The organism is Actinocorallia herbida (genome assembly GCF_003751225.1).
GTDB classification, from domain to species: Bacteria; Actinomycetota; Actinomycetes; order Streptosporangiales; family Streptosporangiaceae; genus Actinocorallia; species Actinocorallia herbida.
Genome location: NZ_RJKE01000001.1, coordinates 9,368,742 through 9,390,150, shown reverse-complemented (window position 1 = coordinate 9,390,150; position 21,409 = coordinate 9,368,742). Strand labels below are relative to the sequence as shown.

The 21,409-nt window shown below is 72.0% G+C and carries 20 protein-coding genes; 4 read left to right on the top strand and 16 right to left on the bottom strand.

Annotation, left to right across the window (positions count from 1 at the left end; genetic code table 11):
• Nucleotides 1-284 precede the first annotated feature (284 nt).
• On the top strand, nucleotides 285-1,214 hold the full coding sequence (locus EDD29_RS42845) for a Rieske (2Fe-2S) protein (protein ID WP_246053310.1): 930 nt from the start codon (nucleotides 285-287) through the stop codon (nucleotides 1,212-1,214).
• 7 nt (nucleotides 1,215-1,221) lie between these two features.
• Here EDD29_RS42845 and EDD29_RS42840 read toward each other — a convergent pair whose 3' ends face one another.
• The 3 genes from EDD29_RS42840 to EDD29_RS42830 all read right to left on the bottom strand — a co-directional run bounded on the left by EDD29_RS42840 (nucleotide 1,222) and on the right by EDD29_RS42830 (nucleotide 3,117).
• Nucleotides 1,222-1,467, bottom strand: coding sequence for a hypothetical protein (locus tag EDD29_RS42840; RefSeq protein ID WP_246053309.1), 246 nt, complete (start codon nucleotides 1,465-1,467; stop codon nucleotides 1,222-1,224).
• A gap of 23 nt (nucleotides 1,468-1,490) precedes the next feature.
• Nucleotides 1,491-2,246 carry a sulfite exporter TauE/SafE family protein gene (locus tag EDD29_RS42835; RefSeq protein WP_123669841.1) on the bottom strand — a complete coding sequence of 252 codons (756 nt, stop codon included), beginning with the start codon at nucleotides 2,244-2,246 and terminating at the stop codon, nucleotides 1,491-1,493.
• Between the two features lie 82 nt (nucleotides 2,247-2,328).
• Nucleotides 2,329-3,117 (bottom strand): ABC transporter ATP-binding protein, encoded by a 789-nt coding sequence (locus tag EDD29_RS42830; protein ID WP_123669840.1) that lies wholly within the window; start codon nucleotides 3,115-3,117, stop codon nucleotides 2,329-2,331.
• Between the two features lie 87 nt (nucleotides 3,118-3,204).
• On the opposite strand from EDD29_RS42830, the gene EDD29_RS42825 reads away from it, so the two are divergent.
• On the top strand, nucleotides 3,205-3,933 hold the full coding sequence (locus tag EDD29_RS42825; protein WP_123669839.1) for a hypothetical protein: 729 nt from the start codon (nucleotides 3,205-3,207) through the stop codon (nucleotides 3,931-3,933).
• A gap of 54 nt (nucleotides 3,934-3,987) precedes the next feature.
• Here EDD29_RS42825 and EDD29_RS42820 read toward each other — a convergent pair whose 3' ends face one another.
• From EDD29_RS42820 to EDD29_RS42805, 4 genes are all read right to left on the bottom strand, one after another.
• A complete protein-coding gene (locus tag EDD29_RS42820; protein ID WP_123669838.1) occupies nucleotides 3,988-5,589 on the bottom strand; it encodes a protein kinase domain-containing protein in 1,602 nt (533 codons plus the stop codon).
• A 66-nt stretch (nucleotides 5,590-5,655) separates the two neighbouring features.
• Nucleotides 5,656-6,330, bottom strand: a complete 675-nt coding sequence (locus tag EDD29_RS42815; protein WP_123669837.1) for an RDD family protein — start codon at nucleotides 6,328-6,330, stop codon at nucleotides 5,656-5,658.
• Between the two features lie 54 nt (nucleotides 6,331-6,384).
• Entirely contained in the window at nucleotides 6,385-6,708 is a 324-nt protein-coding gene (locus tag EDD29_RS42810) for a DUF2752 domain-containing protein (protein ID WP_123671045.1), read from the bottom strand.
• A gap of 164 nt (nucleotides 6,709-6,872) precedes the next feature.
• Nucleotides 6,873-7,640: a PP2C family protein-serine/threonine phosphatase gene (locus tag EDD29_RS42805; protein WP_123669836.1), complete on the bottom strand. Its 768-nt coding sequence runs from the start codon at nucleotides 7,638-7,640 to the stop codon at nucleotides 6,873-6,875.
• A 381-nt stretch (nucleotides 7,641-8,021) separates the two neighbouring features.
• Here EDD29_RS42805 and serB point away from each other — a divergent pair, with 381 nt between their 5' ends.
• Nucleotides 8,022-9,209, top strand: a complete 1,188-nt coding sequence (gene serB, locus EDD29_RS42800; RefSeq protein WP_123669835.1) for a phosphoserine phosphatase SerB — start codon at nucleotides 8,022-8,024, stop codon at nucleotides 9,207-9,209.
• 53 nt (nucleotides 9,210-9,262) lie between these two features.
• On the opposite strand, the gene EDD29_RS42795 is transcribed toward serB, so the two are convergent.
• The 5 genes from EDD29_RS42795 to EDD29_RS42775 all read right to left on the bottom strand — a co-directional run bounded on the left by EDD29_RS42795 (nucleotide 9,263) and on the right by EDD29_RS42775 (nucleotide 15,139).
• On the bottom strand, nucleotides 9,263-11,335 hold the full coding sequence (locus EDD29_RS42795) for an FUSC family protein (RefSeq protein ID WP_123669834.1): 2,073 nt from the start codon (nucleotides 11,333-11,335) through the stop codon (nucleotides 9,263-9,265).
• Between the two features lie 38 nt (nucleotides 11,336-11,373).
• Nucleotides 11,374-11,835, bottom strand: a complete 462-nt coding sequence (locus EDD29_RS42790; RefSeq protein WP_246053308.1) for a SixA phosphatase family protein — start codon at nucleotides 11,833-11,835, stop codon at nucleotides 11,374-11,376.
• A gap of 179 nt (nucleotides 11,836-12,014) precedes the next feature.
• A complete protein-coding gene (locus EDD29_RS42785) occupies nucleotides 12,015-14,288 on the bottom strand; it encodes a sodium-translocating pyrophosphatase (RefSeq protein ID WP_123669833.1) in 2,274 nt (757 codons plus the stop codon).
• A gap of 132 nt (nucleotides 14,289-14,420) precedes the next feature.
• A complete protein-coding gene (locus EDD29_RS42780; RefSeq protein ID WP_123669832.1) occupies nucleotides 14,421-14,786 on the bottom strand; it encodes an ATP-binding protein in 366 nt (121 codons plus the stop codon).
• Nucleotides 14,787-14,791: 5 nt separating this feature from the next.
• Nucleotides 14,792-15,139, bottom strand: a complete 348-nt coding sequence (locus EDD29_RS42775; RefSeq protein ID WP_123669831.1) for an STAS domain-containing protein — start codon at nucleotides 15,137-15,139, stop codon at nucleotides 14,792-14,794.
• Between the two features lie 196 nt (nucleotides 15,140-15,335).
• Between EDD29_RS42775 and EDD29_RS42770 the strand changes: the two genes are divergently transcribed.
• On the top strand, nucleotides 15,336-17,576 hold the full coding sequence (locus EDD29_RS42770) for a DEAD/DEAH box helicase (protein WP_246053307.1): 2,241 nt from the start codon (nucleotides 15,336-15,338) through the stop codon (nucleotides 17,574-17,576).
• Between the two features lie 608 nt (nucleotides 17,577-18,184).
• On the opposite strand, the gene EDD29_RS42765 is transcribed toward EDD29_RS42770, so the two are convergent.
• From EDD29_RS42765 to EDD29_RS42750, 4 genes are all read right to left on the bottom strand, one after another.
• Entirely contained in the window at nucleotides 18,185-19,651 is a 1,467-nt protein-coding gene (locus EDD29_RS42765; protein ID WP_148086288.1) for an Ig-like domain-containing protein, read from the bottom strand.
• Between the two features lie 223 nt (nucleotides 19,652-19,874).
• The gene (locus EDD29_RS47960) at nucleotides 19,875-20,333 is read right to left on the bottom strand and encodes an Rv3654c family TadE-like protein (protein ID WP_425455021.1); all 459 of its coding nucleotides are present in this window, start codon (nucleotides 20,331-20,333) and stop codon (nucleotides 19,875-19,877) included.
• Nucleotides 20,334-20,801: 468 nt separating this feature from the next.
• Complete coding sequence (locus EDD29_RS42755) at nucleotides 20,802-21,188, bottom strand: TadE family type IV pilus minor pilin (protein ID WP_211360174.1); 387 nt, start codon at nucleotides 21,186-21,188, stop codon at nucleotides 20,802-20,804.
• 29 nt (nucleotides 21,189-21,217) lie between these two features.
• Entirely contained in the window at nucleotides 21,218-21,391 is a 174-nt protein-coding gene (locus tag EDD29_RS42750) for a DUF4244 domain-containing protein (RefSeq protein ID WP_123669827.1), read from the bottom strand.
• Nucleotides 21,392-21,409 lie beyond the last annotated feature (18 nt).

The window sequence follows — 21,409 nt, the reverse complement described above, 5'->3', positions numbered from 1 at the left end:
GGGTCGGGGGACGGGGGCTCGGAAGGGCCACCTCGACCACGGTAAGCGATGGGGCGACTCCAGGGGAGTAGCGCCCTTTGTCAGGATTCGGCCAGGAGGGTCCGACCTGTATCCCCCGCCCGCCACACCCCGCTGACCGGGTGGCGCCGTCCGCCGTCACCGAGCGTGTGGGTTACTGTCGGAACTGTCGGCTTCGCCTGGCGGCCGGGCGCTCCGGCGAAGCCGGGTTCTCAAAGTGCCCGGCCGACAGGCCGAGGAAGTATCGGCAGAGGGGATCTCAGTCGGTGAACCGGGGAAGAGCAGGCAGGCTGATCAACAGGGTGGCCCGGCCCATGCGCCGCGCCGCCTCACGGGCCCATCCGGTGGTCCTCGCCGAGCGGCTGGAGCTCGACTCCCGCGCGGACCTCCGCATCCGGGAGATCACCGCGGTCGTCAAGCGGGTCCTGCCGCGCGGCGCCGTCCGCAACACCCTGCACGGCGTGCCTTTGGGCCACCCCGCGCACGCGCCCCTCACCGACCTGCCTATCGGCGCGTACAGCTCGGCGGTCCTCCTGGACTTCCTGCCAGGCACTCAGCGCGCCAGCAAGGCCCTCATCTTCGCCGGGCTCGCCGCCTCGGCGCCCACCGCCGTCACCGGCTGGGCCGACTGGTCGGCGCTGCACCGCGAGCAGCAGCGCGTCGGGCTCGCGCACGCCGCGACCCAGGGCGCGGCGAGCGTCCTGTTCGGCGCGTCCCTGCTGGCCCGGGTGCGCGGCAGGACCGCCACGGGCAAGATCCTCTCCCTCGCCGGGCTCGGCACCCTCGCCGCGGGCGCCTACCTGGGCGGCCACCTGGCGTTCCGGATGGCCGCGGGCGCCAACCACGCCCCGTCGGCGGCCCATCTCGTCCCGCTCGGCTGGCACGACCTGTGCGCGCTGGACGAGCTGCCCGACGGCTGGCCCGTGCACCGCGCCCTCGGCTACATCGACCTGTTCGTGCTGCGCCAGGGCGACCGCGTGCACGTGCTCGCCGACGCGTGCGCCCACCTGGCCGGCCCCCTGCACCAGGGCCGCATCACCGCGGTCGACGGGCAGACGTGCGTGATGTGCCCCTGGCACGGCAGCGTCTTCCGGGTCACCGACGGCTCGGTCGTCGACGGCCCCGCCACCGCCCGGCAGACCGCGTTCGACACCAGGGTCGAGGAGGACGGCAGAGTCCAGGTACGGCCGATCTGAGGGCTCCCTAGTCGTCGCCCTGGTCGGCGGCGGGGTACTCCACGAGGGCGACCACCCGCCCTGCCATGAACCGGGCGGTGCGCACCGGCGTGCCCGTCCGGGTCACCTCGGCGACCTCGACGAGCCCGCGCCGGTTGACGATCTCCACCCGCCGTCCCGCCTTGGTGGCGACGACCTCGTAGGTACGGGGCGATCCATCGCCCGCCTCGACGACGATCTCTACCCGGTCGCCTTTCACGGGTGCCACCTCCACCGCGGGGAACTCCTGTTCGAGTTCTACCCGAAGACGAGATTCGCAATCGCCGTCAAACCCACACAAACAATGACAGTTCGCAGGGCCCACGGCGGCAGCTTCCGGCCCACCGAGGCGCCCAGGTAGCCGCCCAGCATCGCGCCGACGCCGATGAGCAGGACCGCCCACCAGTCCACGTCCGCGATCAGGATGAAGATGATCGCCGCGGCGGCGTTGACGATCCCGGACAGGCCGTTCTTGATGCCGTTGACCGTCTGCATCTCGTCGACGAGGAAGATCCCGAGCAGCGAGATCAGCAGGATGCCCTGCGCGGCGCCGAAGTAGCCGCCGTAGACCCCGGCCAGGAACACCAGCCCCCACAGCAGGGCGCCGCCGTGCGAGACCGGCTCCTTGCGCCGCTTGGCCACCCACCCGTTCAGCTTCGGCTGCACGACCACCAGCACCAGCGCGATGACGATCAGCACCGGGACGATCATCTTGAACGCCTCGTCCGGCAGCCTCAGCAGCAGGATCGCGCCGATGACCGAGCCGATGAGCGAGGCGCTGCCGAGCCGCAGCAGCAGCTTTGAGCGGCCCGCCAGCTCGCGCCGGTAGCCCCAGGTCCCGGTGATCGAACCCGGCACCAGGCCGATGTTGTTGGAGACGTTCGCCACGACCGGCGGGTAGCCGAGCGCCACAAGAGTCGGAAAAGTGATCAGTGAACCCGACCCCACTACGGCGTTGATGCCGCCGGCGGCGGTTCCGGCCACGAGGATCGCGGCGGCTTCCCACGGTGTCATGGACCTGAATCGTAGAGAGAGACGCCGGTCACACCGTCAGCGGGGTCGGGGTTTGGATCCAATTTTCACTTTAGGGATACATTCAAGCCTGTAGCGCCCGGGCGGACCAGCGCCCGTTCGTCTTCTCCACGCTCAGCGGGAGCCCGAAGCAGGCCGTCAGGTTCTGCCCGGTGAAAACCTCGTCCACCTTGCCCGCGGCGACCACCTGGCCCCTGCGCAGCAGCATCGCGTGGGTGAACCCCGGAGGCACCTCCTCCAGGTGGTGGGTGACCAGGACCATCGCGGGGGCGGTGATCTCGTCGGCGAGCCGCGACAGGCGCGTCACGAGGTCCTCCCTGGCGCCCAGGTCGAGGCCCGCGGCGGGCTCGTCGAGCATGAGCAGCTCGGGATCCGGCATCAGCGCCCGCGCGATCTGCACGCGCTTGCGCTCGCCTTCCGACAGTGTGTTGAAGCGCCGCCGCACCAGCTCCGAGGCGCCCAGCGCCTCCAGCAGCTCCACCGCGCGCGCCACGTCGGAGGAGTCGTACTCCTCCTGCCAGCGGCCGATGATCGCGTACGACGCGGTCAGCACGAGGTCGATGACGGTCTCGTTCGCCGGCACCTTCTCGGCCACCGCCGCGCTGGCGAAGCCGATCCTGGGCCTCAGTTCGAAGACGTCGGTCTCGCCGAGCTTCTCGCCCAGCACGTGCACCGAGCCCTCGGTCGGATACAGCGTGGTGGCCGCGACCTGGAGCAGGGTGGTCTTCCCCGCGCCGTTCGGTCCGATGACCACCCAGCGTTCGCCCTCGTTGACCGTCCAGTCGACGCCATCGAGCAACCTGGCCTGTCCGCGCCGGATCACGACGCCCTCAAGCCTCAGTACCTCACCCATTAAGTCCTCCGCGCCCCACCCTATTGCAGCCGGAAGGGTGCGCACCGGTCCCGCGAGAGCACCGGGACGCCGGTTACTGTTGATGCCATGCCTGACCGCCGCCTCTCCCCCAGCCTGGTCGCCTGGGCCAATGCCTGGCTGACCGGGCACACCGGCCTGGACCAGGCCGTCGACGCGATCGAGCGCACCGGCCCGCACCTGGTCGGCGAGGTCCCCCTGCGGGCCTGGCTCGCCGGCCTGCGCCCGGCCGGGCTCACCGGCCTGCGCCTCGCCCTGCCCGCCCCCGGCGACCCCCTCGGCCTGGCCGGCCCACCCGAGTTCAACACCGCGGCCATCGAGGCGGGCGAGGCCGCCGTCGCCCTGCTCGACGGCACCGCGGTCGGCCTGGTCCCGACCGAGGACCTCCGCGGCTCGTCCTACTGCGGCACCGCCTGGCGGGTCTTCGCCGCCCGCACCGAGCAGCCCGACGTCCCGTCCGTCGCCGAGGCCGACCGCGCCCTCACCGCCGCCATGCGCGAGGTGACGGAGATCATGACCACCATCGACGACATCAACGGCCAGCGCTCCGCGGTGCTCAAGGCCCTGCGCGACGACGCCGACAGCGGCCTCGCCCCCGGCTACCCGGCCCGCGCCCACCGCGTCGATGCCCAAGCCACCCGCCTGGCCCTCATCCTCACCCTCGCCGACCGCACCGCGGGCCACGCCCTCACCTCCCGCCAGGCCCTCGCCCGCGCCGAAGCCCTCACCACCCTCGACCGGGCCATCCGCCGAGCCCACGTGGCCGCTCACAACGCGGTCTTCGAACCCGCCCGCTGACCGCCGCCCGACGCGGCGCGGGTCACCCGGTCGCGCAGGCGCGGAGCGGGGCCGTCAGCGGGTGAGGACCTTCGCGGTGCAGATCTTGTCGGCGAAGGTCTGCTTCTTGGGGTCCCAGAGGGGCCAGAGGTAGCCGATGAAGCAGGTCCACCAGTTGAGGATCTGGGCGAAGACGCGGGCGACGCCTCGGGCCGCTCCCAGGGTTCGGCCGGTCCGCTCGTCGACGACCTGGAGGCGGAGCAGGCCCTTGCCCGGGGAGTAGCCGAGCACCCCCTCCATCGCGCCGTAGAGCAGATAGATCAGGGCCCACACGATGAGCATCGCGGCGGCCTGCGGGTCGGTCAGATCGGCCTCCGGGTCGCCCCCGATGGTCATCACGCCGACGAAGATCACCACGATGAAGAACGCCAGCCCCCAGTCGACGCCGAAGGCGACGGCCCGGCGGAGGTAGGACGGCTCGCGGACCTGAGGGCGGCCCGCCGCCCACGGCTGCTGCGGGTACGCCGGCTGGGCCGGGGCCATCGGCTGGTGCTGCATCGGGACGTGGCCGTAGCCCTGCGCGGACGGGGCCGTCGGCAGGCCGGGAGGGCCCGGCTGCACGAACGGCTGCGGCGTGTGCAGGACGGGCGGCGGGGAAGACTGGGCGAAAGGCGCCTGCTGGAGCGGCGGCTGCTGGGTGTGCTGCGGGTACTGCGGTGCCTGCGGCTGCGGCTGCTGGAACGAGAACGGAAGCTGGGTCCCCGCGTTCGCCGGAGGCTGCGTCCCGGCCTGCGCCGACGGCCTGGTGAACGCCTGCGGCGGCGGGGTGACGGGCGGGGCCGCCGAGAGCGGGCCGCCGAACGTCGCCCCGGGGGCGTCGAAGCGCACCGCCTCGAGACGGGCCAGCGCCTCCTCGGCGGAGGAGGGCCGGGCGTCCCGGTCCTTGGCCAGCAGGTCGAGGATCAGCCGGTTCAGCGCCTCGGGCAGCTCCGGGCGCAGCGTCCGCGGTGGCTCGGGCTCCCGGTACAGGTGCGCGGTGACGAACTCCGGGAGCGTCTGGCAGTCGAAGGGCAGGCGGCCGGTGCACAGCTCGTACAGCAGGACGCCGAAGGAGTACAGGTCGCAGCGGGCGTCCACGTCCGAGCCGGAGAACTGCTCGGGGGCCATGTAGCCCGGGGTTCCGATGACCGAGCCGGTCATCGTGGAGTCGGCGAACCGGGAGATGCCGAAGTCGAGGATCTTCAGGCCGCCCTTGTCGAGCAGCATGACGTTGGCGGGCTTCACGTCGCGGTGCACCACGCCCTGGGCGTGCGCCGCGCCGAGCGCGCCCAGCAGCTCGCGCGCCACCGACAGCGCCCTGTCCCGGGAAAGGCCGCCGTCCTTCAGCGCGTGAGCGAGGTCGTGGCCTTCCAGATACTCCATGACGACGTAGAGCGTCTGCTCGTACTCGCCGATGTCATGGACGACCGTGATGCCGGGATGCGAGAGGCTCGCCCCGATCTGGGCCTCGGCCCGCAGCCGTCGCGCGGCCTCGGCCGTCGGGCTCACGGCGAGGGTCTTGATCGCCACCCGGCGGCCCAGGGTCTGGTCCAACCCCTCCCAGACGGCGCCCATGCCGCCCTGGCCGATCTTGCGGCGCAGCTCGAAGCGCCCCGACAGAACCAGGCCCTCGCGCATGCCCTCCACCTCCCGAGAAGGAACGGGGCGTCCCGAAGGGGACGCCCCGGTGCAGCGTAGAACGCGTCAGTGCGAACGGACGACGACGGTGCTCATCACCTTGTCGGCGAAGGTCTGCTTCTTGGCGTCGAACAGGGGCCAGAGGAAGCCGATGTAGCAGAACCCGTCCAGGATGTGCGCGATCTTGCGCACGAAGGCCATGCCGAAGCCGATCGGCTGCGAGGTCTGCTCGCTGATGAGCCGGATGTTGACCAGCTTCTTGCCGATGGTCTGCCCGGTGGTGCCCTCCTGGTAGACCAGCCAGAGACCGCCGGCGATGGCGATGACCGCGCCGACCAGGATCAGCAGGGTGCCGGCCGCCGAGCCACCGGAGGAAGACACATTGCCGTACTCATCGATGGTCGTGGTGCCCGCGCTGAGGCCGATGCCGATGCCGTAGAAGATCGCGGGGATCAGACCGACGATCAGGCCGTCGACGATGTAGGCGGCGACGCGCGAGCCCCAGTGGGCGTAGTCGCCGATGGCGCCGCCCGCGTAGCCGTACCGCTGCTGCGGCACACCGTGCTGCGGCGGCTGGGCCGCCGCGGGGAACGCCGGCTGCGCCGGGTAGGCGGGGGGCGGCGTCGCCTGGTAGGCCGGCGGCTGCTGCGGCGGGTACTGCTGGCCGTAGCCGGGCTGCTGCTGCTGGCCGTAGCCGGGCTGCTGCTGGCCGTACGGGTCATAGGGAGGGGGAGTTCCCACGGTGTTCTCCTAGGTCTAGGGGTTATGCGAGGGCCGGGGGTATGGCGGGCGTCGTCAGAGGAGTACCCCGCACCTGAACAGCTGCCAGATGCCGGATCCCGTCACTGCCGTGCCGAAGAGCCAGGCACGTGCCCGCGGAGCCACCGAGCGCCACCTGTCCTCGACCCCCAGCGGCGCGACGGCGAACACTATCGCGCCGAGGAAAACGAGGGGGTTGGCGAGGAGTGCCCGGACGGGATGGCCCGATCCGAGCTCGATGAAGACGGTGGTGCCGCCGCAGAAGGGACAGGGGATTCCAGTCAGCGCCCTGAACGGGCAGATGATCCCGGGATCGTGGACCCCGTGTGCCGCGGCGACGAGCAGCGCAGCCGCCGTCATCGCGGTGACCCTCGTGGCGGCGACTCCGAGGGGACGCCGGCGTATCGCCATGACCCCCGTCATGAATGCCTCCACCCGACCTGATGTCCTTAACTGGCCCTTATACCGGCATGACAGGGCGAACCGTCAAGCCGCGGGGCCGTTGCGGGACCAGACCGTTATGGTCAGGCGCCTGCGACCGCTCCCACCATGGTGGGACGCAGGTTTTCGGGGTGAGGTTCCGGTTCGACGACATCCAGTACGACACAGGTGATGTTGTCCGGTCCGCCGTGGTCGCGTGCCGCGGCGATCAGGCGGCCCACCGCGCGCGGCAGTTCCTTCTCCTCGGACAGGATGTCGAAGATCTCCTGCGGGCCGACCGGGCCGGACAGGCCGTCGGAGCACAGCAGGTAGCGGTCGCCGATCTGCGCGTCGCGCGGCGCGAGATCGGGCTCCCGGTCGGGGCCGCCGTCGAGCACCTTGAACAGCATGTGCGACAGATGGGAGTTCTCGCCCGCGTCGCCCCCGTCGGCCAGGAGCTGCGCCAGCGTGTGGTCGCTGGTGATCTGGAACAGGACGCCGTCGCGCAGGAGATAGGCGCGGGAGTCCCCGATGTGGGCCAGCGCGAAGCGGCTCGTGCCGTTCCACAGCATCGCCGTCAGCGTGGTGCCCATCCGGTTCAGTTCGGGGTGCGCGGCGATCTCCTGGCCGAGCGCGCCGTTCACCTCGGAGACCGCACGGGCCAGCGTGACCTGGAGATCGTTCTCCGGCACCGGCGCGTCGTAGCGGCGCAGGGCGTTGATCACCGTCGAGCTGGCCACTTCGCCGCCCGCGTAGCCGCCCATCCCGTCGGCGACGGCAAGCAGGAAGGGACCGGCGTACCCGGAGTCCTCATTGTTCTCCCGGTTACAGCCGATGTCCGAACCCGCTGCGTACCTGATTGCGACGTTCATAGCAGTTTCGATGACGATCTCCTTGCGGCGGTTCGTGCCACCCCCGCGGCCGACGACCCCACGTGCGGTCTGGCATCAGAGTAGTGGGTCAGCGTATCGCGCACCGTTCGCCAGTCCGTTTTCCCCGGCACCGGCACGCCCCCCGAAGAACACCGCGGAGAGCCGCCGGAGACCGTCGCCCCCGTGACATGTGCGCGGACCCGTCGTCCCATGGGTAAGACGCTACATCTCCGCGCGCGCGAGCGGATCAGTCTCAGGTTCGACCCTTGTTCGCCTTCCGTACCGCGTATGGATGACTTGCCGGCGGGAAAACGTCATCCGTCCACATGGTGGACTCGGTGCCCGCTTCGTGGCGACGGACCGGTAGCGTGGGTACCAGCCATGGAACGTACGCTGCTCATCACGCTGACCGGCAAGGATCGCCCCGGGGTGACCTCCCGGCTGTTCTCCACCCTCGCCGCCTTCCCACTGCAGGTCGCCGACGTCGAGCAGGTCGTGATCCACGGCAGGCTCATCCTCGGTGTCCTGGTCTCCCACTCGGGCGACGAGAGCGTCGACGGGGTCCTGGAGGCCGTCAAGACCGTCGCCGACGCCCTCGACATGGATTTCGAGCTGTCCACGGGCGGGTCCAAGTCCGCCAAGCGCAAGCGCTCGCACCTGCACGTCACCGTGCTGGGCAGCCCGCTGACCCCCGCCGCGGTCTCCGGGATCGCCGGGCGGATCGCCGCGCACGGGGCCAACATCGACCGGATCGAGAAGCTCGGCAGCTACCCGGTCACCGCGATCGAACTGCTGATCTCCGGTGCGGACCCCAAGTCGCTGCGCGCCGCCCTCGCCTCGGAGGCCGCGGGCCTCGGCGTCGACGTGGCGGTCCAGCGGGCGGGGCTGCACCGCAAGGCCAAGCGGCTGATCGTCATGGACGTCGACTCCACCCTGATCCAGGGCGAGGTCATCGAACTGCTCGCCGAGCACGCGGGGCAGCTCGACAAGGTCGCCGAGATCACCGAGGCGGCGATGCGCGGTGAACTCGACTTCGCCGGGTCCCTGCGCGAGCGGGTCGCCCTGCTCGCCGGGCTCGACGCCTCGGCCATCGACGAGGTCGGCGCGAAGATCGAGCTCGCCGCGGGCGCCCGCACCCTCGTGCGGACCCTCAAGCGGCTCGACTACAAGTTCGCGATCGTCAGCGGCGGCTTCACCCAGATCACCGACGGCCTCGCCGCCGACCTGGGCATCGACTACGCCTCGGCGAACACCCTGGAGATCGTCGACGGCAAGCTCACCGGCAAGGTGATCGGGCCGATCATCGACCGGGCGGGCAAGGCCGCGGCACTGCGCGAGTTCGCCGCCAAGGCCGGGGTGCCGGTGTCCCAGACCGTCGCGATCGGCGACGGGGCCAACGACCTCGACATGCTCCAGGCCGCCGGGCTGGGCATCGCCTACAACGCCAAGCCCGTGGTCCGGCAGGCCGCGCACACCGCGGTCAACGTGCCCTACCTCGACTCCATCCTGTTCCTGCTCGGCCTCTCCCGCGACGAGGTCGAGGCCGCCGACGCCGAAGACGGCGCCTGACCCGGGCCTCCCGCTCCGCGCCGCCCTGAGGCCGCGCGGCCCGGCGCCGGGCGTCATCGGGCGGTCTCGGCGTCCACCTCGTCCTCGTCCCGGTCGCCGAAGGACTCCGAGGTGAGCCTGCGCAGGGCCGAGCGGACGGCCGCCGCGTGCAGCAGGTCGCGGCGCAGCGGGGTGTCCCCCGGCTCCCCCGACCGCACCTCGGCCCTACGGGCCCTGGCCAGCTGCGACAGATGCGCGTCGAGCTGATCGAGTTCCGCGGCGGCGTCGCAGCGGCCGCCCTCCTCCAGCGTGTCGGCCACGAGGTCGAGCAGCTCGGGGATCGGCCCGGGGTCGACGGTCTCCTCCGGCAGCAGGCCGCGCAAGGTCACCATGTCGTCCCTGACCCGCTGGGCGGTGTCCAGCACCCGCTTGAGCGCGGCGATCCGCTCGGTGTCGGGGGTCGGCTCGGCCGCCAGGCGGTTGCGGGCCTTGACCAGTTCGGCCGACGTGGCGCGGGCCTCCTTGTAGGCGGCTTCGTAGTCGCCCTTCTCCCGGTCGAGCACCTCGGCCATCGCCCTGACCAGCGCGGCGTGCGCCCGCCGGACGGCCCTGACCCGGTCGTCGATCCGCAGCCCGCCGCGCGGCCACAGCAGCCGCCCCGCGGCGAGCCCGATCGCCACACCCGCGACGGTCAGCACCACCCGCAGCGCGGCGACCTCCCAGCCCAGCGGCGCGGCGAAGTCGACGAGCGTCATCATCGTGGGCGTCACGAACAGCACCCACGTGGTCTGCCCGAGGCCGCGGAACCCGAAGGCCAACAGCGCGAACCCGCACACCACGAGCGCCAGCAGGAACTTGTCGTGGACGAGCTGGAGCACCAGCGCCGCGAGCACCCCGCCGGCGAGGACGCCGATGATCCGCGCCCGCGCCCGTTCCAGGGTCTCCCCGTAGGTCGCCCGGGTGGTGACCATCGCCGAGATCGCCAGCCAGTTGCCGTACGGCGGGCGCAGTGCCGCCACCACCGCGAGTGCCACCGCCGTGGTGAAGAACAGCCGTGTGGCGTACCGGAAGGTCGGGGACCTGTCTCCGACGTGCCGGACCGCGGTCCGCCAGCCGCGCAGTGGGTGCGGCGCCCCGGGCAGCGCGGGGCCCGCCCGCTCGAAGGTCAGTTTCCCGGCGAGCCTGGCGGCCGACTCCACGGCCGCGCCGACCCGGCGCACCAGCCGGAGGATCTGCTCCAGCACCAGCAGCCTCAGGTAGAGCTCCTCCGCCCCTTCTCCGGCGTCGTGCCTGGTCCGCCACTCGGCCCGCAGCTCGTCGATCCGCTCGGCGAGCCGGTCCAGGGTGTGCGTCTCGGCGGGCGGCAGGTGCAGGCTGTGCTCGATCGCGTCGGCGAGCACCCGCAGCCGCGCCGCCTGGAAGACGACCGCCTCGTGCACCTCCGGTGGCGGATCCTTCATCCCGTGCAGCAGCCCGTGCAGGGTCACCGCCGCGTGCAGCACCCGCACGAGGGCGTCGATCAGCCGCTCCCGGCGCAAGCCCCGCTCGGTCGGCCGGGTCAGCTCCAGCGCCTGGCGCGCCTCGGTGAACGACTCCGACGCCTTCGTGCGCAGGGCCTCGTCGGTGCGGGGCGCCTCCAGCAGCTCGGCGACCGCCCGGGCCGCCTCCGACACGGAGTTGCGGAGCTGCTTCTGCACCCTCCAGCGGAAGGGCAGCAGCATGAGCAGCAGCATCCACAGCGCGCCCGCGGCCACCGCGGGGACGAAATTCGTCAGATCGGCCCCGTGCGGCTGGGTCGCGGCCACCAGCACCGTCAGCGGGCCGGTGATCCCGATCCAGGGCAGCACCGCGCCGATCGCGGCGACCGAGGGCACCACGGGTACCGACCACCACAGGCCGCCCGCCGCCACCAGCACCCCGAGGCACGCGCCGGCCACGATCACGCCGAAGCTCGCCCACATGCGGCGGGCGGGCAGGGAGTAGGGACCCTTCGGCGCGACGAGCGCGAGCAGATAGGCGCCGAGACCGACCCAGGCGCCCTCGGTGAACGCGCCGAGCAGCGAGCCGACGATGAGCGGGAGCCCGACGCCGATCGCCCCGGTCAGCCCATAGTCGACCGACGCCCTTCGTCTGAGCCCGCCCCACACATGATCATTGTGCGTGAACGCGGCTCAACAGCGGGTCATCACAGGGTCTTGGGCGTCCGGTAGGCGAGCAGCGTGCCGCCATGAGACTCCCAGCTCTCCAGCTCCACCACCCCGAGCGCACACGTCGGGAACTCCGCGACGGGCTCGTCGCCGGTGATCACGACGAGTTCGTGCACCGCCGGGTTGTGGCCGATGAGCAGCAGCGTGCCGACCTCCTCGGGGGTGACCTGCACGAGGGTGCGCAGATCGTAGCCGTCGCCGCTGTAGATGCCCCGCTCGAACGAGACCGGGCAATCCAGGCCGAGGCCCTCGAGGGTCTGCCTGGTGCGCAGCGCGGTGGAGCACAGCACCAGATCGGGGAGGAGGGCCTCCTTCTTGAGGTGCGCGCCCATCGCCGCGGCGTCCCGCAGGCCGCGCTCCGCCAGCGGACGCTCGTGATCGGCGAGGCCGAACCCGACCTCCGCCTTGGCGTGCCGCAGGACCAGCAGCCTCTTGTTCAAGGGGCGACCAGCGCGGCGGCGAGCCACAGGACGGCCATGATGGCCAGCATCGAGCCGAAGATCATCGCAAAGCCTTTTGCACCACTCATGGGCCCCAGATTAGACGCCCTGGAGAAACGCCGGACACCGCCTGTGGAAAACCTCGGTGACCCCGCTCCCACCTGCGCCGGGCCCCGGGCTCAGACCGACGCCGGCACGTCCTCGGCGGGCGCCCCGCCGACCGTCCTGCGCTTGGCCGCGACCACCGCCGTGACGAGCACCGCCACCGCCACGACCGTCACCCCCGTCCGCAGCAGCGGCCGCCCCGCGGACGCGACGACGGCCGGGGCGACGAGCAGGGCCACCAGGTTCATCACCTTGATCAGCGGATTGATCGCCGGGCCCGCGGTGTCCTTGAACGGGTCGCCCACGGTGTCGCCGATGACCGTCGCGGCATGCGCGGGCGAGCCCTTCCCGCCCAGCCTTCCCGACTCCACGACCTTCTTGGCGTTGTCCCAGGCACCTCCGGAATTCGCGAGGAAGATCGCCATCAGAGCGCCGCAGGCGATCGCGCCCGCGAGGAAGGCCCCCAGGGGCGCGTACCCGAGCGCGAACCCGACGGCGATCGGCGCGAGGATCGCCAGGAGGCCCGGCGTGGCCAGTTCCCGCTGGGCGTCGCGGGTGCACAGGTCCACGACCCTGCCGTAGTCCGGCTTCTCGGTGAAGTCCATGATCCCCGGACGGGTCCGGAACTGCTCGCGCACCTCCAGGACCACCCTCGCGGCGGCCCTGCCCACCGCCATGATCGCCAGCCCCGCGAAAAGGAACACCGCGCACGCCCCGATGAGCAGCCCGACGAGCACGTTCGGCTGGTCCACCGACAGGGAGAACTCGGTGAAGACCGGGCCTATCGCTCGGCGGGCCTCGGCCGTGGCCGTCCGCAGCGCCTCCTCGACCGTCGTCCGGAACGACCCGAACAGCGCGGTCGCGGCGAGCACCGCGGTGGCGATCGCGATGCCCTTGGTGATCGCCTTCGTCGTGTTGCCCATCGCGTCGAGGCGCTCCAGGGCCTCGGCCGCCTCGCCCCGGACGTCGCCGGACATCTCGGCGATGCCCTGGGCGTTGTCGGAGACCGGGCCGAACGCGTCCATCGAGACGATCACGCCGACGGTCGTCAGCAGGCCGGTCCCGGCCAGGGCGACGGCGAAGAGCGCGACGGTGGTGTTCCCCGCGCCGATGAGGAAGGCCCCGTAGATGGCCCCGCCGATGAGCAGGGTCGCGTACACGGCCGACTCGAGGCCGAGCGCCACCCCCGACAGCACGACGGTCGCGGGCCCCGTGCGCGCGCTCTCGGTGACCTCCTCAACGGGCTTGCGGCCGGCCTCGGTGAAGTAGCCGGTGAGGATCTGGATGGCCGCCGCCAGCACGATCCCGAGGAGCACCGCCCCGATGGCCACGAGCCGCGGATCCCCCGACGCCCCGACCCCGCCGTCCAGCGCGCCGAATGATCCGGGCAGGTACAACCACGCGGCGATCGCGACCCCCACCGCGGCGAAGACCGCCGACACCAGGAAACCCCGGTTGACCGCGGTCATGCCCGATCTGTCCCCCACGCGCGGCGCCACCGCGAAGATCCCGACGATCGCGGTCAGCACCCCGACCATGGGCACGATCAGCGGGAAGACCAGGCCCTGCGCGCCGAACGCCGCGGTGCCGAGGATGAGCGCGGCGACGAGCGTCACCGCGTAGGACTCGAAGATGTCGGCGGCCATGCCCGCGCAGTCGCCCACGTTGTCCCCGACGTTGTCGGCGATCACCGCGGCGTTGCGCGGGTCGTCCTCGGGGATGCCCTGCTCGACCTTGCCGACGAGGTCCGCGCCCACGTCGGCGGCCTTGGTGAAGATCCCGCCGCCGACCCGCATGAACATCGCCAGCAGCGCCGCCCCGAACCCGAACCCCTCGAGGACGCCCGGCGCCCGCCCCCGGTAGACCAGCACCACGACCGCCGCGCCGAACAGCCCGAGCCCGACCGTCACCATCCCGGACACCCCGCCGGTGCGGAACGCGAGCCGCGTCGCCTCCCGCTCCCCGCGGTCACGCGCGGCCGCCGCCACCCTGACGTTCCCGCGCACGGCGAGCCACATCCCGGCGAAGCCCGTGGCCGCCGAGAAGACCGCCCCGACGACGAAGAAGATCGATCTGCCGATCCGCACCCCGAGCGTGTCCGCGGGCAGCAGCAGAAGAACAAAGGGGATCACCACGACGAAGACCGCGATCGTGCGGAACTGCCGCCGCAGGTAGGCCGCCGCGCCCTCCTGGATCGCGCCCGCGATCTCGCGCATCCGGGCGGTCCCCTGCCCCGCGGCGAGCACCTGCCGGACCAGCCCCGCGGCCACGGCCAGCGCCAGCAGCGCGACCACGGCGACGACGACGAGGAGGAGAAGATCCCCGGTTGAGATTTCCGTCTCAGTCATCAGCGCCGCTCCCGCCCGGCCGCTCGGTGATTCGCCCCGCTTTCCACGAGTCTGATCGGAAATTCCCACGGACAAACGCAGAAATAAGAAAAGGCCCCACGATCACGACATGGGACCTTTTCTAGGGATAAGTCAGCGGGTGGGCCAGCTCATGCTGATCGTCGTGCCTTCCGGGGTGGAGACGATCTCCAGCTCGTCGGCGAGGCCCTTGATCACGGCCATGCTCAGTCCGTCATCCTCCGGTTGGGACTGCGCACGGTCGCTGACCGCGACCGAGAACCGCTCGCCCGCGTCGGTCAGCGCGAGCCGCACCGGCTCCTCCGGGCAGTGCTTCTGATGCGCCTCGACCGCACGCGAGCACGCCTCGCCCACGGCCAGCCGCACCTCGTCCAGCAGCTGCTCGGCGACGCCGGAGCGCACCGCGACGGCCTTCGTCACCATACGGGCGGTTCGCACGTGGATCGGGAGCGCGCTGAACGCGACTTCGACGGTGCCCACGGCGGTTACTTCGCCCGCTTTTCCCGCGCCTCGTCGATCGAGGTGTGGATGCCGAAGACCTTGGTCAGACCCGTGATCCGGAAGATCTTGAGGATCCGCTCCTGGGTGCAGACCAGTTCCAGCGACCCGTCGTGGGCGCGCACCCGCTTCAACCCGCCGACCAGGACGCCGAGGCCCGTGGAGTCAAGGAACTCGACCTTCTCCATGTCGACGAGGAGGTGGAACTTGCCCTTGTTGACGAGGTCGATGAGCTTCTCCCGGAGCTTCGGCGCCGTGTAGACGTCGATCTCTCCCTCCACGTTGATGACGGTGATGCCGTCGTCACTCGTGTAGTCGGTCACCTTCAGGTCCACGGAACCTCCAGCGCATTTGCCGCAAAGTAAGCAATGTAATCGGACGTTGCAGCGTTCGCCCGTCGAAATTCAACCACGCTCCAGCGCCGTGTTCACACGAAATCCTCTGTTCGCGCGGTCTGACCTGCCGATCACGGGGCTTTGAGGGTGTCGGAGCGTTCTCTGCTCCCTTCCCCCGATGACACACTGGAAACCTGTGGCAGCACATCTTCTTCTCGACGTCCTGCGGAGCGACCCCCGGCGCCGCGGGCGGCTGACGCACGTCGAGACGGTCCCGGCCCGCGCGGCGCGCACCGCGCCCTGGCCGTCCTGGGTCCCCGCCTCGGTCGTCTCCGCGCTCGACCTCCCCCATCTGTGGGAACACCAGGCCCAGGCGGCCTCCCTGGCCCACGAGGGCAGCTCGGTGACCATCGCGACGGGCACCGCGTCAGGCAAGTCCCTGGCCTATCTCCTGCCCGCCCTGACCGCGGCCTTCGACGGCGACACCACCCTGTACCTCGCCCCCACCAAGGCCCTCGCGCACGACCAGCTCCGCTCGATCGACGCCCTGGGCCTCGCCTCCGTCCAGGCCGCGACCTACGACGGCGACACGCCCAGCGAGGCCCGCGACTGGATTCGGCGCTACGCGAACATCGTCCTCACCAACCCGGACATGCTGCACTACTCGGTGCTGCCCCGGCACAGCCGGTGGTCGTCGTTCCTGCGCAGGCTCCGCTACGTGGTGATCGACGAGGCGCACGGCTACCGCGGCGTGTTCGGCTCCCACGTGGCGCAGATCATCCGAAGGCTCCGGCGTGTCTGCGCCCGGTACGGGTCCTCGCCCACCTTCATCCTCGCCTCCGCGACCGTCTCCGACCCCGCCGCCTCCGGCGCCGTCCTCACCGGGGTGCCCGTCACCCCCGTCGACGCGGACGCCTCCCCGCGCGGCGCGATGACCTTCGCCCTGTGGGAGCCGCCCTTGGTGGACGGAGACGTCCGCCGCCCCGCGCCCTCGGAGGCCGCCGACCTCCTTGCCGACCTCGTCGCGGCGGGAGCGCAGACCCTCGCCTTCGTCCGGTCCAGGCGCGGCGTCGAAACCGTCTCGCTGGCCGCGCGGGCCGCCCTGTCCGAGGTCGCCCCGGAGCTGCAAGACAAGGTCGCCGCCTACCGGGGCGGCTATCTGCCCTCGGAACGCCGGGAGCTGGAAGCCGCGCTGCGCTCGCGCTCCCTCCTCGGCCTCGCCACCACCAACGCCCTCGAACTCGGCATCGACGTCTCCGGGCTCGACGCCGTCCTCGTCTGCGGCTGGCCCGGCACCCGCGCGTCCCTCTGGCAGCAGGCCGGACGCGCCGGACGCGGCGGACAGGACGCCCTGGCCGTCCTCATCGCCCGCGACGACCCCTTGGACACCTACCTGGTCCACCACCCGTCGGCGATCTTCGGCGTGCCCGTCGAGGCGACGGTCCTCGACCCGGCCAACCCCTACGTCCTGGAACCGCACCTGTGCGCGGCGGCCGCCGAACTGCCCCTCGCCGAGGACGACCTCGCGCTGTTCGGGCCGTCCGCCGGCGATCTCGTCGACGGGCTCACCGCGCGCGGCGTCCTGCGGCGGCGGCCCGCCGGATGGTTCTGGACGCACCGGGAACGTCCCTCGGTCGACCTGCGCGGCAGCGGGCCGTCGGTGATCCAGGTCGTCGAGGGCGACACCGGACGGCTGCTCGGCACCGTCGACGAGTCCTCGGCGCACGGCACGGTCCACGAGGGCGCCCTCTACGTCCACCAGGGCGAGTCCTACCTCGTGGACCTCCTCGACCTCGACGACGCGGTCGCGCTCGTCACGCCCGCTTCGCCCGACTACTCCACCAACGCCCGGTCCCTCACCGACATCCGGGTCCTGGAGGAGGAGCGGAAGACCGAGTGGTCACCGCACGCGAGCCTGCACTTCGGCACCGTCGAGGTGCGCCGCCAGGTCGTCGCCTACCAGATGCGCCGCCGCGCCACCGGCGAGATCATCGGCGAGAAGCCCCTGGAGCTGCCGGAACGGGTCCTGCGCACCAAGGCCGTCTGGTGGACCCTCGCCCCCGAAGTCCTCGCCGCCCACGAGGACTTCGACGCCCCCGGCGCCGCGCACGCCGCCGAGCACGCCTCCATCGGCCTGCTCCCCCTGTTCGCCACCTGCGACCGCTGGGACATCGGCGGCGTCTCCACCGAGCTCCACCCCGACACCTCCCGCCTCACCGTCTTCGTCTACGACGGCCACCCCGGCGGCGCCGGCTTCGCCGAACGCGCCCACGCCCAGGCCCGCCCCTGGCTCCAGGCCACCCTCGACGCCATCCGCGCCTGCCCCTGCGACCATGGCTGCCCCTCCTGCATCCAGTCCCCCAAATGCGGCAACAACAACGACCCCCTCTCCAAACCCGACTCCCGAACCCTCCTCACCCACCTCCTCACCCCCTGACCCCACCACCGCCACGAGCGCCAGAACCCACCCCTCCCCCGGCGACCACCCACGCCCGGACCGCAAGGCTCCGCACCCCGAGAAACGCGATACCCGCGGTGATGCGAGGCGGGTGACGACGACCGAGCGGTACCCCCTCTAAGCGGCGGCAGCCCGGAGGGGCGCCGTCAGCGGCCGATCCCGCTGCCGCTCCGCGGCTCGGCGCTCACCAGGACACCCTTCAAAGCCACGCCGGACGGCCGAACGGTCGACTCCAGCCGGAGAGACCAGCAGAGGGGACCGACGGCGGCGGTCAACGCTCAGGAGACCGGATCGAGCCTTCGGGGGGCGGCGAGGCCGACGAGGGCGTTGAGCTCCTCGTCGTGCTGGCGGGGCTCCGATGGGACCGAGGAGTCCTCGTCGCCGGACGCGGGCGAGGGCCCGCCGACAGGGTCGGCCGGAGCCTCCCCGCAGGACGAGGAGTCCTCTTCGGCGGCCGTCGAGCAGCGATCGGGACGCGGCTTCGGGAGCCGGTCAGCGGCGGCGGTCGACGAGCCGGAGACCGGTTGCGGCTTCAGGGGCGGGCCACCGACGGCCGAGGCACGATCGGAGCGTGCTTCGGGGAGTGGTCAGCGGCGGCGGAGGCGGAGGCCTCGACGGCGGGGGCGGGGGTGTTCCAGGACCTCGGTGAGGTTCGCGGAGGAGGAGTCGGGAGCCGAGTCGGGCTCGCGGGCGGCGGCGAGGCCGATGAGGGCGTTGAGCGCCTCGTCGTACTGGCGGGGCTCCGACGGGACCGAGGAGTCCTCGTCGCCGGACGCGGGCGACGGCGCGGCGACAGGGTCGGCCGGAGCCTCGTCGCGGGACGAGGAGTCGTCTTCGGCGGCGGGAGCCCAGGCGTCGGGGTCGGCGGGGAACACCGCGGGGGTGTACTCGAGGTTGAGTTCCTCGACGATCTCGCCCTCCGTCGCCAGGATCGTGGTGTCCTGCTCGGGTTCGGGGTCCTTCGGCCTGCCGCGCGAGGCCTGTCCCTTCTCGGGGTCCTCGCCCCGTGCGGCGGCGAGGGCCGCCTCGATGCTCTGCCGGTTCGCCTCGACCCGGGCGTGCGCCGACCCCGGCATGACGCGCGGACCGCTACCGGGACCGCCCGCACGAGCCGTCCGCAGCCTGCGCGTCCAGGTCCCGAGATGGGCCGCGCACAGCAGCAGCACCAGCGCGATGGCGAGGCTCTTGCCCCACTGAAGGCTCTCGGACGCCATCGTGCCCGCCGCGGTCCCTCCGTCGTCCAGGAGGATCATGTCGTCGGATGCCGCGGTGTCCGGCGTCGGGTAGACCTCGCTGACCGCCGGTTTCTCGTCGGAGAACACCGAGTCGTCGGGCGCGACCTCCGGGTACTGCGTGTTCGAGGACGGAGGCTCGTAGGTGAAACCGGGGATGGCGGGCGCCGGCGCGTTGCCGTTCCCGGTCCCGTTGCCATTGCCGCTCCCGTTGCCGTTCTGCGGCTGGGCGCTCACCTTGACGGTCTTCGAGGCCGCGCCGGACGGCTCCGCGCCGGAACGCCTGGCCACGACGCTGACGGTCGCGCGGCCGCTCGCCGTCGAGGAGGACGCGAACGTCACGCTGCACCGCGCCCCGCACGCCCCGATCGAGACGTTCTTGGTGCCGAGGTCGCCGGAGACCGTGTAGCCGGTCAGGTCGGGCTCGGGGCCCTTGCTCCACTGGACGGTGACCTTGCTGCCCGACGTGGAAACGCTGAGCCCGCTCGGCCGCAGCGCCGGCACCGCCATGCGGAACGTGCTGTTGGCGGTGTCCCACGGGATCACCGCGTCGACCCGCACCGTGTGGGTGCCGTTGGGCTCCCTACGGCCGTCGATGCGGTAGGTCAGCGTCGCGCTCTTGCCGCTGCCGACCCGCTTGCTGTCGACATAGAGGGTGCCTCCGCCCGCCGCGGTCTTCACACTGACCAACACGGACGGCGACGTGACCACCGCCCCGTCCCCGGGTGTGATCTTGGGCGCGGCGGCTCCCGAAGCCTGCACCGGCGCGGCCCCCAGGACCGCCACCAGCGGAGCCATCACCAGCAGCGCCCTAACCCACACGCGCCGACTCCCTCCGTCACCCGGTCTTGGGCGGCAGCGTATATCACCGATCAGTGGCAAATATCACAGAATGGTGACGAACCCGGCACCACCCAGCCGCTCTCCCCGGCCCTCATGTCCGTTTCCGGCCCCACTTTCCCCTCAGTCAGCATCAGAAATCCACACACCTCGAGATGAAAGATCCCCGACTTCCACGCACTTCTGCGACAAATCTCTACTCCTGTCACCGCGGATCCGCGCGACGCTCTCGCTCCCGAGCGTCATCGACCTCCTCCGACGGAACCGGCGCCGTCCCCGCCCGTGACACCGCCGGAACCGAGAGATCCCACCCCGGAAGCGTCCGCCCTCTGATCACCACCTCCACCTCGACCCGCACGGGCAGCCCCGCCGACCCCTCGACCCGGCACCCCGTCAGCGCCGCCCCCGTCCCCTCGGCGACCCGCCCCGCCACCGCGCACCCGTCCGCGTACCCCCGCGCCGTCCGCGCCGCCGCGGCCAGCGCCGCCACATCCGCCGCCATCTCCGCCCGCTTGCGCATCCCCCGCACGCCACCACCGACCATCACCACGACCCCCACACTCCACACCACCCCCAGCACCGCCATCACCCAGACCACCCCCGCCCCCTTGTCCCTCCTCGTTCCACCCCACCCCCGGCACCCCGCCCCGCCTCCACACCCCACGTCACTCGATCTCCACCTCCGCACCCCCACACCCACCCCTCCCGCCTTCGCCCCGCACCCAACCCGCCCTCATCCCGCACCCAACCCGCTCTCGTCCCGCACCCAGCCCGCACTCAGACCGCCTTCGCCCCGCACCCAGCCCGCCTTCGCCCCGCAACCAGCCCGCCCTCACGCCCTCCCATGTCCCGCTCGCCGAGCGCACCCACACGCCCAACGCCCTCACGCCCCGCCCATCAAGCGCACCCACACGCCCAAGCCCACCACTCGAGCCCTCATGCCCTCACACCCAGCCCACTCCCGCACCCATGCCCGGTCCCATCGATCGCGCCCTTCGCGCCCGCGCACCCGCGGGCTCAGCTCACCCCGCCTCGCCCGCAGCCCACCCGCACGCCCGGCTCAGCCACACGTCCGCACGCTCGGCTCGCCCAGACTCCCGGCCCCCTCGCGTGCTCGCGTTCAGCCTCGCTGTCACTCGGACGGGCTGGGCGGGGACTGGTCGGGAGACGGATAGGGAGGGGCCTCGTTCGGCGGAGACGGGTTGGCCGGGGGCGGGTGTGACTCGGTGAAGGCTTCGGCGGTGACGGTGAAGGTGAGGGGCGGGAAAGGGATTCCGGTGGACGGCGCGTAGGTGGTGGTGAGGGTGAGGCGGGTGGTGTCGGAGGTGCGGACGAGGCTCAGGGTGGAGCGGGGCGGCGCGGCGCGCAGGACGCGGGCGCGCACCGCCTCGAAGGGTTCGCCGCGGGCGGCGGCGCGCGCGCCCGCGTGGGCGGCGTCCACGCAGGTGAGGCGGGCAGCCGCCGCCGCGATGCCCCAGAGGGCGTACGCGGCGACGGCCAGCAGGGCGGGCAGCGACATCGCCACCTCCACCGTCGCCGAACCGCGGCTCAGCCGACGAGCTGGAGTGCCCGGTCGATGATCGCTAACACCAGTTCCTGCACCCTTTCGCTTGACACGATCTTGAACAGCACGCCCGCGAACGCCGCGGCCGCCACCGTGCCGACCGCGTACTCCGCGGTGGTCATGCCCGCGTCCGACCTTCTGCCGCGCAGCTCGCACATCTGACCTCCCGGTCTCGG